Source organism: Martinezella tropici, from assembly GCF_003287875.1.
Classification (GTDB): Bacteria; Pseudomonadota; Alphaproteobacteria; order Rhizobiales; family Rhizobiaceae; genus Rhizobium; species Rhizobium tropici_C.
The window spans coordinates 1-15104 of record NZ_QMKK01000049.1; the positions used below are offsets into that span (position 1 = coordinate 1).

Sequence of the window (15104 nt, forward strand, 5' to 3'; positions counted from 1 at the left end):
AAGTCATGACCTCCACCAGAGGTGGAGGTTTGAAACGCTGCGCTTGAACCGCTAGAAGCGGTATTGTTAGCGCTTAGTAGCTACGATTGAAGAGGTCGGCAAAGTCGGAAGCTTTGTCGGCCTTTTCCTGATTACGGATATATTGTCTGACGACCTGCTCGTTATAGCCCGTCGTCGATACGAAATACCCGCGTGCCCAAAAGTGATACCCTTTGTAGCGGCGCTTGCGCGCATATTTGTTCGCTACGTAAAGGGCCGTCTTGCCCTTCAAGAAGCCGACAATATGCGAAACCGAGTATTTCGGCGGGATCGAGATCAACATATGCACATGGTCGGGCATCAGATGACCCTCCTCGATCTGGCAGCCTTTCTGCTGTGCCAGCCGACGCAAGAGTTCTCCCAACTCACGCCGCACGTCCCCGTAAAGTCTTTTCGTGCGGTATTTGCTGCCAAAAACAATGTGATACTTGCAGTCCCACGTCGCATGCGAGAGCGTTTGCTCATCCATAAAACCTCCTTGTTCGAAGTCTGGGCCACCCCAGCGGTTCAAGCAGGAGGTCTCTCAACTACCGTGTAGAACTCGTCCAGTCCTCCACCGTAGGTGGAGGTTTATTTATCGATATAAGAAAAGCCCGGCTCGCTTTCGCGAACCGGGCCTGATTTCACAAGCTGTCGACGCAACTCAGCTGTCGAGGAAGCTCCTGAGCTTGCGGCTGCGGCTCGGATGCTTGAGCTTGCGCAGAGCCTTGGCCTCGATCTGGCGGATACGTTCGCGGGTGACCGAGAATTGCTGGCCGACTTCTTCAAGCGTGTGGTCGGTGTTCATGCCGATGCCGAAGCGCATGCGCAGAACGCGCTCTTCGCGCGGCGTCAGCGATGCCAGAACGCGGGTCGTCGTTTCGCGCAGGTTCGCCTGAATGGCGGCGTCGATCGGCAGAAGCGCATTCTTGTCCTCGATGAAATCGCCGAGATGCGAATCCTCTTCATCACCGACAGGCGTTTCGAGCGAGATCGGCTCCTTGGCGATCTTCAGCACCTTGCGCACCTTTTCGAGCGGCATGGCGAGCTTTTCGGCCAGTTCTTCCGGCGTCGGCTCGCGGCCGATTTCGTGCAGCATCTGGCGCGACGTGCGAACGATCTTGTTGATCGTTTCGATCATGTGCACCGGAATGCGGATGGTGCGGGCCTGGTCGGCGATCGAGCGGGTGATCGCCTGGCGAATCCACCAGGTGGCGTAGGTCGAGAACTTGTAGCCGCGGCGATATTCGAACTTGTCGACCGCCTTCATCAGGCCGATATTGCCTTCCTGAATGAGGTCGAGGAACTGCAGGCCGCGGTTCGTGTACTTCTTGGCGATGGAGATGACGAGGCGCAGATTGGCCTCGACCATTTCCTTCTTGGCGATGCGCGCTTCGCGCTCACCCTTCTGCACCATGTGAACGATGCGGCGGAATTCCGAGATCGAAATGCCGGTTTCGGTCGCAAGGTTCTGGATTTCCTGGCGGATATCCCGAATGGTGGTGTTCTCGGCCTTGGCGAATTCCTTCCAGCCGCGCGCAGCCAGATTGCCGATCGACTTCATCCAGTTCGGATCGAGCTCGGCACCCTGATACTGTTCCAGGAAGCTGTCGCGCTTGACGCCATAGGATTCAGCAAGACGCAACAGGCGGCCTTCGTTCTGAACGAGGCGCTTGTTGATGTCGTAGAGCTGCTCGACGAGGGCATCGATCCGGTTCTGGTTCAGCGACAGAGACTTGACCGACTTGACCAGCTCATCCTTCAGTTCCTTGTAGCGACGTTCCTGTGCGGACGACAGAGTGCCGGAGGCCGACAGGCGCTGCTCGACCTGCTGGTCCTGCAGCTTGCGCAGCTTCTTGTAGGTTTCGGCGATGATGTCGAGCGTCGTCATCACCTGCGGACGAAGCTCGGCTTCCATCGCAGCGAGGGAGAGGTTGGATTCGTCCTCGTCCTCTTCCTCCTCCTCGATCGGTAGACCTTCACCGCCGACATTGGTGATGTCGTCGTCGCCGGAAGGAGCGCGGCCGCGGCGTGCCTTTTCCTTCTCCTCGGCTGCCTTGCGGTCAGCCTCGATCTTCTCGGGGCTCTGGAACTGCGGCGCAGCCTTGGCCTCGGGACCGGAATAGGTGGTTTCGAGATCGATGATCTCGCGCAGCAGCGTCGTGCCCTCGTTGAGTTCGTCGCGCCAGATAATCAGCGCCTGGAACGTCAACGGGCTCTCACAGAGGCCGCCGATCATGGTTTCGCGGCCGGCCTCGATGCGCTTGGCAATCGCGATTTCGCCTTCGCGCGACAGAAGCTCCACGGAGCCCATTTCGCGCAGATACATGCGCACCGGGTCGTCCGTTCGGTCGGTCGGCTCTTTCTTCTTGGCAGTGGCCAGCGCAGAACCCGTGGAGGGAGCGAGTTCGCCGCCCTCGCTGTCGTCATCGCCGCCGGCATCGTCGTCGTCGCTTGCTGCGGCGCCTGCCTCTTCGACATCCTCATCTTCGATGACGTTGATGCCCATATCGGAGAGCATAGCCATCGTATCTTCGATCTGTTCGGACGTCACCTCTTCGGACGGCAGGACGGCATTGAGCTCGTCCATCGTCACGTAGCCGCGCTTCTTCGCGGCCTTGATCATCTTCTTGACCGCGTCATCGGAAAGATCGAGAAGCGGGCCGTCGGAGGTGCCGTCGCGTTCGACTTCAGCTTCTTCGTTCTCTTTGACCTTGGTTGCCATCTCTATATCGTCGCTTTCCCTGACGCTGCAAACTTACACGCGGTGAAACATTCACTCTGACTGGCGCGCCCTGCACCAGCCGCGATTCACCGACGAACACCTAACGGAATGACCTTTAATGCCCGATTAACCACGATCACCGCCACCGGAGTGCAAAGCTGGATTGCGTTTGGATTTCCGGCCATGATATTAGGTGATCCGCTTGCTCCAGTTTACCGTTCTTTCCGAAGTTAAACGGTGATTCCCAGAATTTTAGTTCTCGTCAAGCTTTTCCAGCAAAAAAGCCCGTTAAATGCGCGAAAAAGCCTTATCCACAGGCCCTGACGCGCCATAATCAATTGCTTCCCGTATTTAGGAAGTCCCCGCGCGATGACAAGAGCATACTGAACAAAGCCTCACATTTCCGGCATCGGCAGGTATTGCCGCCGCCGGAAATGGGTTCAAATGGCATCAATTCCAGTCCATTACAACCTTGCCGGAATTGCCTGAACGCATGGCTTCGAAGCCATCGCGAAAATCATCGATGCCTATACGATGGGTGATGACCGGCGATACATCGAGACCGCCCTGCACGAAGGCGATCATCTTGTACCAGGTCTCGAACATCTCGCGACCATAGATGCCCTTCAGATTCAACATTTTGAAGATGACCTTGTTCCAGTCGATCTCGAAACCGGCTGGTGCAATGCCAAGAATGGCGATCTTGCCGCCGTTGTTCATCTTGTCGATCATGTCGCGAAAGGCGGGAGCGGCGCCCGACATTTCCAGACCGACGTCAAAACCCTCGGTCATGCCGATGGATTTCATGACATCGGCGAGATTCTCCTTGGAGGCGTCGACGACGTGATCGATGCCGACCTTGCGGGCGAGCGCCAGCCGGTTCGGATTGATGTCGGTGATGACGACCTTGCGCGCGCCGGAGCGCTTGGCGACCATCGCCCCCATGATGCCGATCGGCCCCGCGCCGGTGACGAGCACATCTTCGCCTACCAGATCGAAGGAGAGCGCGGTGTGGACCGCATTGCCGAACGGATCGAAGATCGCGGCGATCTCATCCGGGATATCGTCGGGAATCGGCACGACGTTGGATTCGGGAATGCAGACGAACTCGCCGAAAGAGCCGGGGCGATTGACGCCCACGCCGAGCGTGTTGCGGCAGAGATGGCCCCTGCCCGCCCGGCAGTTGCGGCATTTGCCGCAAACGATATGACCTTCACCCGAGACGCGCTCGCCGACATGATATTTCGTCACGGCCGAACCGATCTCGGCGATCTCGCCGCAGAATTCGTGGCCGACGACCATCGGCACAGGGATAGTCTTCTGCGCCCATTGGTCCCAGTTCCAAATATGGACATCCGTGCCGCAGATCGCCGATTTCCTGACCCGAATCAGGACATCGTTCGGCCCGACTTCCGGAACCGGAACATGCTCCATCCACAATCCGACTTCCGGCTTGGATTTGACCAATGCTTTCATCATGTTCGACATGATCGGTTCTCTCCAACCAATTCAAATGATTCCGAGTTCTTTTCCGGCTTCCGCAAAGGCTGCGATCGCCTTTTCGACATCGGCCTTCGAGTGGGCGGCTGACATCTGCGTGCGGATGCGCGCCTGCCCCTTCGGCACCACGGGAAAGGAAAAGCCGATGACGTATACGCCCTTCTGCAGCATGAGAGCCGCCATGTCCTGCGCGAGCTTCGCATCGCCGAGCATGACCGGGATGATCGGGTGATCGGCACCGGCAAGCGTGAAACCGAGCTTGCTCATCTCACGGCGAAAGAGTTCGGCATTGTCTTGAAGACGCGCACGCAAGTCAGCGCCGTTTTCAATCAGATCGAAGACCTTCAGCGAGGCAGCTGCGATGACAGGCGCCAAGGTGTTCGAGAACAGATAGGGACGCGAACGCTGCCGAAGCCATTCGACAATCTCGCCTCTCGCAGACGTATAGCCCCCGGACGCCCCGCCGAGCGCCTTGCCGAGCGTGCCGGTGATGATATCCACCCGGCCTTCGACACCGCAATATTCGGCCGATCCCCGGCCATGCGCGCCGACGAAGCCAACTGCATGGCTGTCATCGACCATGACCATCGCGCCGTATTTTTCCGCCAGATCGCAGACGCCGCCGAGATTGGCAATGATGCCGTCCATGGAAAAGACGCCGTCGGTCGCGATCAGCTTGAAGCGGCTGCCCTCGGCCTTCTTCAGTTCTTCTTCCAAAGCCGCCATATCGTTGTTGGCATAGCGGAAACGCTTTGCCTTGGAGAGCCGCACGCCATCGATGATCGAGGCATGATTAAGGGCATCCGAGATAATGGCATCTTCTTCCGAAAGCAGCGTTTCGAACAGCCCGCCATTGGCGTCGAAGCAAGAGGAATAGAGGATCGTCGCCTCCATACCGAGGAAAGCTGAAATCCGTGCCTCGAGCTGCTTGTGCTCTTCCTGTGTGCCGCAAATGAAGCGCACCGAGGCCATGCCGTATCCGTAGCGGTCGAGCGCCTTCTTCGCGGCCTCGGCAAGTTCCTCATTATCGGCGAGGCCAAGATAGTTATTGGCGCAGAAATTGAGGACGCGCGCGCCACCAAGCACGGCGATTTCGCCGGCCTGCTTGGAGGTGATGACCCGCTCGGCCTTATAGAGGCCGGCTTCTTTCAGGCCGAGAAGTTCGTTGCGCAAATGGGATATGAACGCTGAAGTCATGGTCGCATTCCGGTGCTGGTCAAAGGGCCTAATTAATCAAGGAATAACATAGGATCCGGCTTGTTGCTGCATCCGGCAGCGGCAAAAATGCGCAGGGCCGTGACGTCCGCGCGATAGGACACAGTTTCGATATTATCTATCAAAGCAGACCGAATACACGCAACTTTACAGCCAGGCCTCGTTGGTACTCATCGCAAAAATTACTTGACTCAGTCCAATATTTTACAGCAGATTGGCGTTGGTCTGAAAATAAGGGAGAGCCATGAGCATATTCCAAAGATTCTCCCTCGCAGGACGGGTTGCCCTCATCACCGGAGGCGGACGTGGCCTGGGGTTTGAGATGGCGCAGGCGCTCGCCGATGCCGGCGCTCACGTCATCATCAACGGACGAACCGCAGCCACACTCAATGTAGCCGTGGAGACGATCCGAGCGAGAGACGGCTCGGCGGAAGCCGCCGCCTTCGATATTGCCGATCGCGAAGCACGGCGCGCGGCGATCAACACCATCGAGAAAAATCACGGCCGGCTCGACATATTGATCAACAACGTCGGTGCGCGCGACAGGCGCCCACTGGCCGACTTCGACGACGAGGCGATCTTCGCCTTGCTCAACACGGATCTCGCCGCCTCGATCATGCTCTCACGCGATGCCGCCCGCCTGATGAAGCGAAACAATCATGGGCGGCTTATCTCGGTTACCTCGATCAGCGGGCAGGTCGTCATGCCTGGCGACTGTGTCTATCCCGCCGCCAAGCAGGGACTGACAGGCCTTGTGCGCAGCATGGCTGTGGAATTTGGCCCTCACGGCATCACCAGCAATGCCATCGCGCCAGGCTGGTTCGCAACGGAAACCAATGCGGCCATGGTCGCGAACGAAGATCTGATGCCCATCGTACGCCAACGCATCCCCGTTCAGCGCTGGGGACGTCCGGACGAGATTGCGGGTGCTGCGCTGTTCCTCGCCAGCGACGCCGCATCCTTCGTCAACGGCCATGTCCTGACCGTCGATGGCGGCATGACGGTGCGCATGTAGTTGCCAAACCGTCTGGCCGGCACGCTCCGCCGCAAGAGATCAACGACTGATGAAATCCGAGAGCACGGCAAGGAACGCATCGCCGTAGCGCTCGAGTTTTGACTGACCGACACCGGAAATCCCGAGAAGCGCCTTATGGTTTTTCGGTCGCTCCGTCGCAAAGGCGATCAGTGTCGTATCCGGAAAAACAACGTAAGGCGGGACGCCCAATTCCTTGGCGATCCGGGTACGCTCGGCCCGCAGCGCATCGAACAGCGCCTGTGCCTCGCCGGAAAGCCCGTGTGCCTGCTTCTCCGGTCGTCCCGCCTTCTTGCCGCGACGGCCCGTTTCGGGCCGATCCTTGCGGAAGAAGACCTGCCGCTCGCGCTTGAAGACGGCCCTCGCCTGCTCCTCGAGCTTCATGGCACCGAAGGCCGTGTGGTCGATGCTGATGAACCCGTTCGCCAGCAATTGGCGGAAGATCGATTGCCAGGTACGGCCTGGAATATCCTTGCCTGCGCCGAAAACCGGCATGTCGACATGGCCGAAGCGCTCGGTCTTTTCGTTGACCGTTCCCATCAACACATCGATGACATGGCCGGTACCGAAACGTTCGCCGGTGCGATAGACGGCGGCGAGCGCCTTGATCGCCGCTTCCGTCCCGTCCCAGGTCTCGACAGGCTTGAGGCAGGTATCGCAATTACCGCAAGCGCCACCGTGGGCCTCGCCAAAATGCGCAAGGATGGACTGCCGCCGGCAGCCGGCCGTTTCGCAAATGGCAAGCAGCGCATTGAGCTTCGCCCGCTCGACACGCTTGATCTCCTCTGATGCGCCACCCTCGTCGATCATCCGCCGGCGCTGAATGACATCGGCCATGCCATAGGCCATCCAGACGTTGGAGGGCAGCCCATCGCGCCCGGCGCGGCCCGTCTCCTGATAATACGCCTCCACCGACCCTGGCAGATCGAGATGGGCGACATAGCGCACATTCGGCTTGTCGATGCCCATGCCGAAGGCGACCGTCGCCACGAGGCACAGGTCTTCCTCTTTCAAGAAGGCATCCTGATTGGCGTCGCGAAGCGCTCGATCCATGCCGGCATGATAGGGAAGCGCGCGGACGCCCTGTCCGTTCAGCCACTCGGCGGTATCCTCGACCTTGGCGCGCGAGAGGCAATAGACGATGCCGCTATCGCCGCGGTGGCCGTCGAGAAAACGCAGCAATTGCTGGCGCGGCTGATCGCGCTCGACAATCTCGTAGGTTATGTTCGGGCGGTCGAAGCTGGTGGTGAAGACCTTGGCATCGCCGAGCGCCAGCCGCTCTATGATGTCGTCGCGGGTATGCGGATCGGCCGTTGCCGTCAGCGCGATGCGCGGCACGCCGGGAAAAAGCTCGGCAAGCCTACCGAGATCGCGATATTCCGGCCTGAAATCATGCCCCCATTGCGAGACGCAATGCGCCTCATCGATCGCAAAAAGCGCGATCCTGGCCCGGCCGAGCATCTGGCAGAAACCTTCCGTCGCGATGCGTTCCGGCGTCACGTAAAGCAGATCGAGCTTGCCGGCGGAAATGGCCCGATAGACTTCGCTCGCCTCCTCGCGCGACAGGGATGAATTCAAGGCGGCCGCCCGGATGCCGAGCTGCTTCATCGCCTCCACCTGATCCCGCATCAGCGCAATCAGCGGCGAGACGACGATGCCGATACCATCGCGGCAAAGCGCGGGAATCTGGAAGCACAGCGACTTGCCGGCACCGGTCGGAAACAGCACGACCGCATCGCCGCCGGAGACGACATGCTCGACCACCTGCTGCTGCTTGCCGCGAAAGGCGGAATAGCCATAAACGCGCTTCAGGACATCGAGCGGCGCCGGCACAGCGGTATGCTCGGCGAACAATGCGTCGTCTACGGAAAATCGCGGCTCTTGTCTTTCAGGCTGAGGCATCTATTCCCTATTTTCCAGCGGCACCTTTGACGCGACCGGAGAGCACGCCGAAGCCATCGATGATCGCTTCCTGGTTTTCCAGCCTTATCGCTTCGAGTTGAACCTCCTGCAAGGCGCGCATCAGCTGCTCGATCAGCTCGCCGTCGCCGTCTTCCGTTGCTTCGGCAATCGCGCCCTGCAATTCGATCTTGTGCCAACGGAGCGCCTTGGAACGCTTGTGAAGCGCGAGCGCCTGGCGGTAGCCTTCGCGCGCATCTTCCATGGCCGCCTCCTCGGTTGCCGTCCACAGCCGGGCATTGCGGACCTGCTGGTCGAGGCTCTTCAGCAAGGCGCCGAAGCCCTGCTCCTCCAATTGCTCGACCAATCGTTCGCGGACGAATTGCGGGCCGACCATGGTGGCAGCGATGCCGAGAACCGCCGACCACAGGCGCTGCAATTCGCGGCTCTCGTAGTCGATCGCAGCAATCTCGTCGTACTCGTCCTGCAACAGCGGCGGATGATTGACGATGGTCAAGGCGAGCACGCTTTCGCGAAGGCTCGGAATATCCTGATGCCCCGTGATCATGGCCGAGCGGGCCAGACGATCGGATGCCGTCGTCGGCATTGGGGGAGCGCCGCGCGCCTGCCCACCGCGACCGCCGAAAGAGCGGCCGTTACCATCACGCGAAAAGCCGCGCACCTGCTGGCCGCTGTTTCGTTGGAATTGCGGCTGAAACAACCCATTCAGCCGCTCCCGCATGTTTTGCTGGTAGTGGCGGCGGACATCCTCATCCGTGATGACGGAGACGATGCGCCGCAACCGCGCTTCCAGCTCCGCCCGCGCCTCAGGCGTCTCGAACGTGCCGCTGCCGGCTTCCCTCGTCCAGATGAGCTCAGCAAGCGGCTTTGCCTGCGCCAGCACCTTGTCGAACGGCGCGCGCCCGTCATGCCGGACGAGATCGTCGGGATCCTTGCCATCGGGCAGCAGCGCAAAACGCACGGTGCGGTTCGGCTTGATATGCGGCAGCGCCAGATCGGCGGCACGATTGGCGGCACGGATGCCGGCACCATCGCCATCGAAACAAAGAACCGGCTCCGGCGTCATCTTCCAAAGGAGATCGAGCTGGTTCTCGGTCAGTGCCGTGCCGAGCGGCGCAACCGCATTCTCGACACCCGCCTGATACAGCGCGATGACATCCATATAGCCTTCGACGGCAATGATGGTGCCGGCACCATCATTGCCTTGGGCAGCACGGCGCGCGCGCGTGAAATTATAGAGTACGTTGCCCTTGTGAAAGAGCTCGGTCTCGTTGGAATTCAAGTATTTTGCCGGCGCATCCGGCGACATGGCGCGGCCGCCGAAGGCGATCACCTTTTCTCTGGAAGAGAGAATCGGAAACATGATGCGGTCGCGGAACCGGTCATAGGAGACCGGCACGTTCTCGTGCACGACAAGGCCACAGGCCTCCATCTGCTCCTTCAGTACGCCCTTGCCGGCGAGATGCTCCTTCAGGGCGTTGCGGCTATCGGGCGAATATCCGAGGCGGAAGGTCTCGATGGTCCGGCCGCTGAGGCCGCGATCGCGCAAATAAGCCCTCGCCCGCGCTCCATTGGCTGTCTGCAGCTGATCCTGGAAAAACTGGGTCGCCATCTCCATGACGTCGAGCAGCGACGTGCGTTCCTTCTCACGCTTCGCCTCCATCGGATCGGCAACCGGCATCGGAACGCCGGCCATATCGGCAATCTGCTGCACCGCTTCCGGAAAGCTCAAGCCCTCCAGCTCGGTGAGAAAGCGGAAGTGATCGCCCGTCACGCCGCAGCCGAAGCAATGATAGCGTCCCTTGCGATCCTCGCAGTGAAAGCTCGGTGATTTCTCACCATGGAAGGGGCAGCAGGCCCAGTAATCGCCGCGCGGCACATTGGTCTTGCGCCGATCCCAGGTCACACGACGGCCGATCACGTCCGAGATCAAAACGCGGTCGCGAATCTCATCGAGAAACGTATTTGAAAATCGCATGGCTACCTCTGGCTTGACCCATATAAACAGGAATGAAAGGCATTGCCACGCTACCTGGATATCCACCCACGGTATTCACAGGCCCTTACCGATGATCGCCTTACCCGCTCGCAATCACAACTCCGTGAAGTAATGCGCGGTTTTACCTTGTCTTTGGCCGCTTCAAATGTCTCCTTCGGCGTGCGGACGATAATGCAATTGCTTTCTTCGCAAGGAGCGAGTCGACCTCTCTGTGACCAACTTGGTAACCGCTTTGTGCACGAAAATACGCGAAAAAGCAAAGGCTTGGACAGTTTGAAGTCGATAAGCGCAAGCAAAATCCACATGATCGACAATCAATAGATGCAAAGGAGCTGCGCATGGGCGACACTCTCCGGCGCCGCATTTTGGGCATTGTTCGTAAGCCAAACATTATTTTTTTGTAATTTGATTGTTGATGTGCGGCGCAATAGCGTTCTTCTCACAGGGCGAGACAAGCCGGCGAAGAAACTGCTTCGTGACGCGACATGCCGAGACGCTCTGACGAACGGGAAGCCAACAGGTACGGGCTTTCAGTTTAGGAGAGGAAAATGCGCATTCTGATCGTACCCTTGGCAGCCGCAGCCGTCTTCGCCACAGCGACCTATAGCTCGGCCACGATGACCGGCGGCGCTCACGACAAGAATGTGCTCTACGCAGGCGCAGGATATCAGTTGCCGGCAGATATGAAAGTTCCTGCTCTCACGGCAGGCGTAAAGATTCAAATGTCCGGACTACCATCGCAGGCATTAGCCTTGCCCCAGGAAGTCAGGATCCTCAGATAAGTTCACCAGATACTCAGGTGGGGCACCATCCCTACCCCCGGCGCCGCCCCACCTGAGTGCCTTTGCAAAAGACGTTTGATTTTTGGGCCCCACCCTGCGTCATCAAACGCCTGCAAAGCGCAAGAAGGCAGGAGCTCCCCCAGCTCCTGCCTTCTCTAATTTCCGGCCTTCTCCAATTTCACGAAACAAGAGCAACGAACATGCGTTGCGGAAACATTCTGGTTCCGCATGCGTGAGTATCTTGACGCGACAATCGCGATGAATATCTTTTATTGTCCGCGCATATGCGATCTTAATGATTATCTACTCAGACATTTTGGAATTTGCTCAGTTCAACGGAGACGGATACATGTCTTTATCCGCAAAGGAACTTGCCAAAGACCCTGATTTTTTCGCGGAAATCCTCAGTTATACTAGAGAAATTATATCCACTTATGATGAAAATCAGCGTGTATGCTCTGTTTTTGCTTCGCAGCAGCGCTGGCTGATGGCGCTCGCCGGGTTTGGCCTCTATTGCGGCGGCATCGACGGCGGGCCGCCCGGCATACATGCCAGCCGTTTTGCCCACTATATCGTCGAGCATGAGATCGCCAGCCACAATACGGCGCTCAGCTTCATTCAGGAGATGCTGGCACTCGGCTTCCTACGCTATCTGCCGCATGCTGCCGATCGGCGGGCGCGGCCGATGCAGCCGACGGAAGCCGCAGCGAATCAGCTTGCGAAATGGGTCAGCATTCATCTTTCCGTGCTGGATCGATTGGATGACGGCAAACGCAACGCCCTGTTTGTCAAACAACCGGAACTCATCGGCCTGCTGCAGCCCCAAATCTCCGTCAGCATCATCGAAAGTGACGACCTGCGCCGTCCCGGAGAAACCTTTGATCTGTTCACCTGGGCAAATTCGGGCGGTATCATCATGGACTATCTGATCTCCCGCGTCGGGATGATCAACCCGACGACGCAGAAAGCGATCATCGGGCGGGTTGCCTTTACCGACCTCTGCAGCCGCTTCCTCATCTCCCGAACCAATGCAAAACGGCTCATGAACAAGGCCATAAAGATGCAAAGCGTCGGATGGATGGGACCTTCGGGACGGAGCCAGCTCTGGCTGTCCAACTGCTTCATCCAGGAATATTGCGATTATCAGGCGGGAAAATTCGCCATCATAGACGCCGCATGGCAAAACACCCTCGGCCTGCGGCGGGCCGGCATGCCGAGGGTGAAGCAGAATTTTACTTCAGCAGTTCCTTCAAGATAGCCGAAGCCTTCGCGAAATCCATTTGACCGGCGTAGCGCTCGCGCAGGGCGGCCACGCACTTGCCCATGTCCTTGAGACCGTGCGCGCCGAGTTCCGCAACGATCGCGACGCAAATCTCGCGCACCTTCTCTTCGGAAAGCTGCTCCGGCATGAAACCCTGAATGACGGCGATTTCCTCGCGCTCCTTGTCGGCCAGCTCGGGGCGCCCGCCATCGATATAGATCTTCACCGATTCCTCGCGCTGCTTGATCATCTTGGCAAGCAGCTGCAGAATCTCGTCTTCGCTCGCCTGTTCCTTGCCGAGACCGCGATTGGCGATATCCTTGTCCTTGATGGCTGCAAGGATGAGACGGACGGTCGAAAGCCTCGCCGTGTCCTTGGCCTTCATGGCGTCCTTCTGGGCGTTGGAAAGGGTTTCGCGGATCATGTCTTTAACTCCTTGAAGCAGGCCGGCGACGATCGTCCCGGCCACTCATGTCATGTTGTTGTCTCTTAGACCAACAGTGTCGATCAATGCAATTGCGCCCGAGAGCCCGAATTCCCTATCAGGAAAGCAAAAGCGCGCATTGACCGGCTCGCCTTGTTTAGCTATGTCCATCACCTGCACATAAGATCGATAGGAAGATCTCAAGCCGCGACCTCGGTCGACGGCTGCACCTTGCTACAAACATGGCGGAACCGCCGGTCTCTTCAAGGCCGCGCTCGACGCCGGAAACGGGATGACTATGACCGCCACAGCCCCATGGACCACTGAAAAGCCGACCGCCCTCCTCGTTCTTGCCGATGGCACCGTGATCGAAGGCAAGGGTATCGGCGCGACCGGCAAGGTCCAGGCCGAAGTCTGCTTCAACACGGCGCTGACGGGTTATGAGGAGATCCTGACCGACCCCTCCTATCTCGGCCAGATCGTCACCTTCACCTTCCCGCATATCGGCAATGTAGGCACCAACGATGAAGATATCGAAGATCTGACACCCGCTGCGCGCCACGGTGCCGTCGGCGTCATCTTCAAGGCCGATATCACCGACCCCTCAAACTATCGCGCCGCCAAGCACCTCGATCAGTGGCTGAAGGCGCGCGGCATCATCGGTCTCTGCGGTATCGACACGCGCGCGCTGACCGCCTGGATCCGCGAGAACGGCATGCCGAATGGCGTGATTGCTCATGATCCGAACGGCGTCTTCGATATCGAGCAGCTGAAGGCGGACGCCAAGGCCTGGAGCGGCCTTGAAGGTCTCGACCTCGCCAAGGTCGCCTCCTCCGGTCAGTCCTCGCAATGGTCGCAGACTCCTTGGGTCTGGAACGAAGGCTATGGCGAACTCGGCGCCGACGACGCCAAATATCACGTCGTCTGCCTCGATTACGGCGTCAAGCGCAACATTCTGCGCCTGTTTGCCGGCCTCGATTGCAAGGTTACCGTTCTGCCGGCGACAGCTTCGACAGATGAAGTCCTCGGCCTCAAGCCCGACGGCGTCTTCCTCTCCAACGGCCCCGGCGATCCGGCCGCGACCGGCGAATATGCCGTTCCGGTCATCCAGGATCTGCTGAAGACCGAAATCCCGCTCTTCGGCATCTGCCTCGGCCATCAGATGCTCGGTTTGGCGCTTGGTGCCAAGACCGCGAAGATGCATCAGGGCCACCACGGCGCCAATCATCCGGTCAAGGACCATACCACAGGCAAGGTCGAGATCGTCTCGATGAACCACGGCTTCGCGGTCGACTCCAACTCGCTCCCGGAAGGCGTTGAGGAGACTCACGTTTCACTCTTCGATGGCAGCAATTGCGGCCTGCGCGTATCAGGCAAACCGGTCTTCTCCGTGCAGCATCATCCGGAAGCCTCTCCCGGTCCGCAGGACAGCCACTACCTCTTCCGCCGCTTCATCAATCTGGTGCGCGAAAAGAAGGGCGAAGCGGCCCTGGCTGAGCGCGCCTGATAGCGCCGACCACCTCATCACATGCGAAAAGCCCCGGATTGATAATCAATCCGGGGCTTTTCTCTTCGTGCGTCAAATTGGGAGGTCTTTTCGTCACATCGGCTTCCTGAAACTCAGGCCTGCAGACGGCGCTGCTTGACCACTTCAAGCTCGCTCATCAGGATTTCCTCGAGGAATTCGAAGTCGGATTGTCCGAACTCGACAAGGCCGAATCTCAGTTTATAGCCCCAATTCTTGTCCTGGGTAAAATCAAGCCAGCCCAAAAGCGGGCGAAGCGGCTGTTCGGGCGCATCCAGCCAGTCCACATCCTTGCGATAGGCCTTTCCGCAGCCCATTTCGCCAAGATAAGGCTCACCCTCACGGACAAAGCCGATGGCGGTAAAGCTCTGAAAGCCGTCTTTCTCACCCATTTTCACGGATGGCGAATAATAGACGATGCCGTCCCCTGGCTTGATGCGCATCAAGGGAGCGCGCTTGCCGTGGTTCACCTGCATGAAACCATGCTTGCGACCAATGCGTACGTGCTCAGCGCTGGCGACCGCCAGCCAATAGGATTTCCGCTCCGGCTCCGGTCGTTGGCGGGACTCGTTGGCAGATGGGAAAAGACGAACCATCTTGCCCTGATCAAAGGAATCTTCCCGCGGGAAAGAGGCGGCATCGATACGATCGCTTGCATTGAATGTCATGATCATCTCCCGTCATTGGTATGAGACGACTATA

Annotated in this window: 12 protein-coding genes; 4 read left to right on the plus strand and 8 right to left on the minus strand. The window is 58.8% G+C overall.

What is annotated here, in order from left to right; all coding sequences use genetic code 11:
* Nucleotides 1-73: 73 nt before the first annotated feature.
* The 4 genes from tnpA to DQ393_RS23205 all read right to left on the minus strand — a co-directional run bounded on the left by tnpA (nucleotide 74) and on the right by DQ393_RS23205 (nucleotide 5440).
* On the minus strand, nucleotides 74-508 hold the full coding sequence (tnpA, locus tag DQ393_RS23190) for an IS200/IS605 family transposase (protein WP_112340015.1): 435 nt from the start codon (nucleotides 506-508) through the stop codon (nucleotides 74-76).
* Nucleotides 509-682: 174 nt separating this feature from the next.
* Nucleotides 683-2743 (minus strand): RNA polymerase sigma factor RpoD, encoded by a 2061-nt coding sequence (rpoD, locus tag DQ393_RS23195; protein ID WP_112344069.1) that lies wholly within the window; start codon nucleotides 2741-2743, stop codon nucleotides 683-685.
* 450 nt (nucleotides 2744-3193) lie between these two features.
* Entirely contained in the window at nucleotides 3194-4231 is a 1038-nt protein-coding gene (tdh, locus tag DQ393_RS23200) for an L-threonine 3-dehydrogenase (RefSeq protein ID WP_112344070.1), read from the minus strand.
* A 21-nt stretch (nucleotides 4232-4252) separates the two neighbouring features.
* Nucleotides 4253-5440 carry a glycine C-acetyltransferase gene (locus DQ393_RS23205; RefSeq protein WP_112344071.1) on the minus strand — a complete coding sequence of 396 codons (1188 nt, stop codon included), beginning with the start codon at nucleotides 5438-5440 and terminating at the stop codon, nucleotides 4253-4255.
* A 262-nt stretch (nucleotides 5441-5702) separates the two neighbouring features.
* Between DQ393_RS23205 and DQ393_RS23210 the strand changes: the two genes are divergently transcribed.
* Nucleotides 5703-6473 (plus strand): SDR family oxidoreductase, encoded by a 771-nt coding sequence (locus DQ393_RS23210; protein WP_112344072.1) that lies wholly within the window; start codon nucleotides 5703-5705, stop codon nucleotides 6471-6473.
* A 39-nt stretch (nucleotides 6474-6512) separates the two neighbouring features.
* Here the strand turns inward: DQ393_RS23210 and recQ are convergent, their stop codons facing one another.
* Both recQ and dnaG read right to left on the minus strand, forming a co-directional pair.
* Nucleotides 6513-8393 (minus strand): DNA helicase RecQ, encoded by a 1881-nt coding sequence (gene recQ, locus DQ393_RS23215; RefSeq protein ID WP_112344073.1) that lies wholly within the window; start codon nucleotides 8391-8393, stop codon nucleotides 6513-6515.
* 7 nt (nucleotides 8394-8400) lie between these two features.
* A complete protein-coding gene (gene dnaG / locus DQ393_RS23220) occupies nucleotides 8401-10389 on the minus strand; it encodes a DNA primase (protein WP_112344074.1) in 1989 nt (662 codons plus the stop codon).
* Nucleotides 10390-10958: 569 nt separating this feature from the next.
* Between dnaG and DQ393_RS23225 the strand changes: the two genes are divergently transcribed.
* Nucleotides 10959-11192, plus strand: coding sequence for a hypothetical protein (locus DQ393_RS23225; RefSeq protein ID WP_112344075.1), 234 nt, complete (start codon nucleotides 10959-10961; stop codon nucleotides 11190-11192).
* Between the two features lie 295 nt (nucleotides 11193-11487).
* A complete protein-coding gene (locus tag DQ393_RS23230; protein WP_245430436.1) occupies nucleotides 11488-12450 on the plus strand; it encodes a hypothetical protein in 963 nt (320 codons plus the stop codon).
* On the opposite strand, the gene DQ393_RS23235 is transcribed toward DQ393_RS23230, so the two are convergent.
* Nucleotides 12425-12877, minus strand: coding sequence for a GatB/YqeY domain-containing protein (locus tag DQ393_RS23235; protein WP_112344077.1), 453 nt, complete (start codon nucleotides 12875-12877; stop codon nucleotides 12425-12427). The two genes, DQ393_RS23230 and DQ393_RS23235, sit on opposite strands and share 26 nt — an antisense overlap.
* 298 nt (nucleotides 12878-13175) lie before the next feature.
* On the opposite strand from DQ393_RS23235, the gene carA reads away from it, so the two are divergent.
* On the plus strand, nucleotides 13176-14384 hold the full coding sequence (gene carA, locus DQ393_RS23240) for a glutamine-hydrolyzing carbamoyl-phosphate synthase small subunit (protein ID WP_112344078.1): 1209 nt from the start codon (nucleotides 13176-13178) through the stop codon (nucleotides 14382-14384).
* Nucleotides 14385-14497: 113 nt separating this feature from the next.
* Here carA and DQ393_RS23245 read toward each other — a convergent pair whose 3' ends face one another.
* On the minus strand, nucleotides 14498-15070 hold the full coding sequence (locus DQ393_RS23245; protein WP_112344079.1) for an EVE domain-containing protein: 573 nt from the start codon (nucleotides 15068-15070) through the stop codon (nucleotides 14498-14500).
* Nucleotides 15071-15104 lie beyond the last annotated feature (34 nt).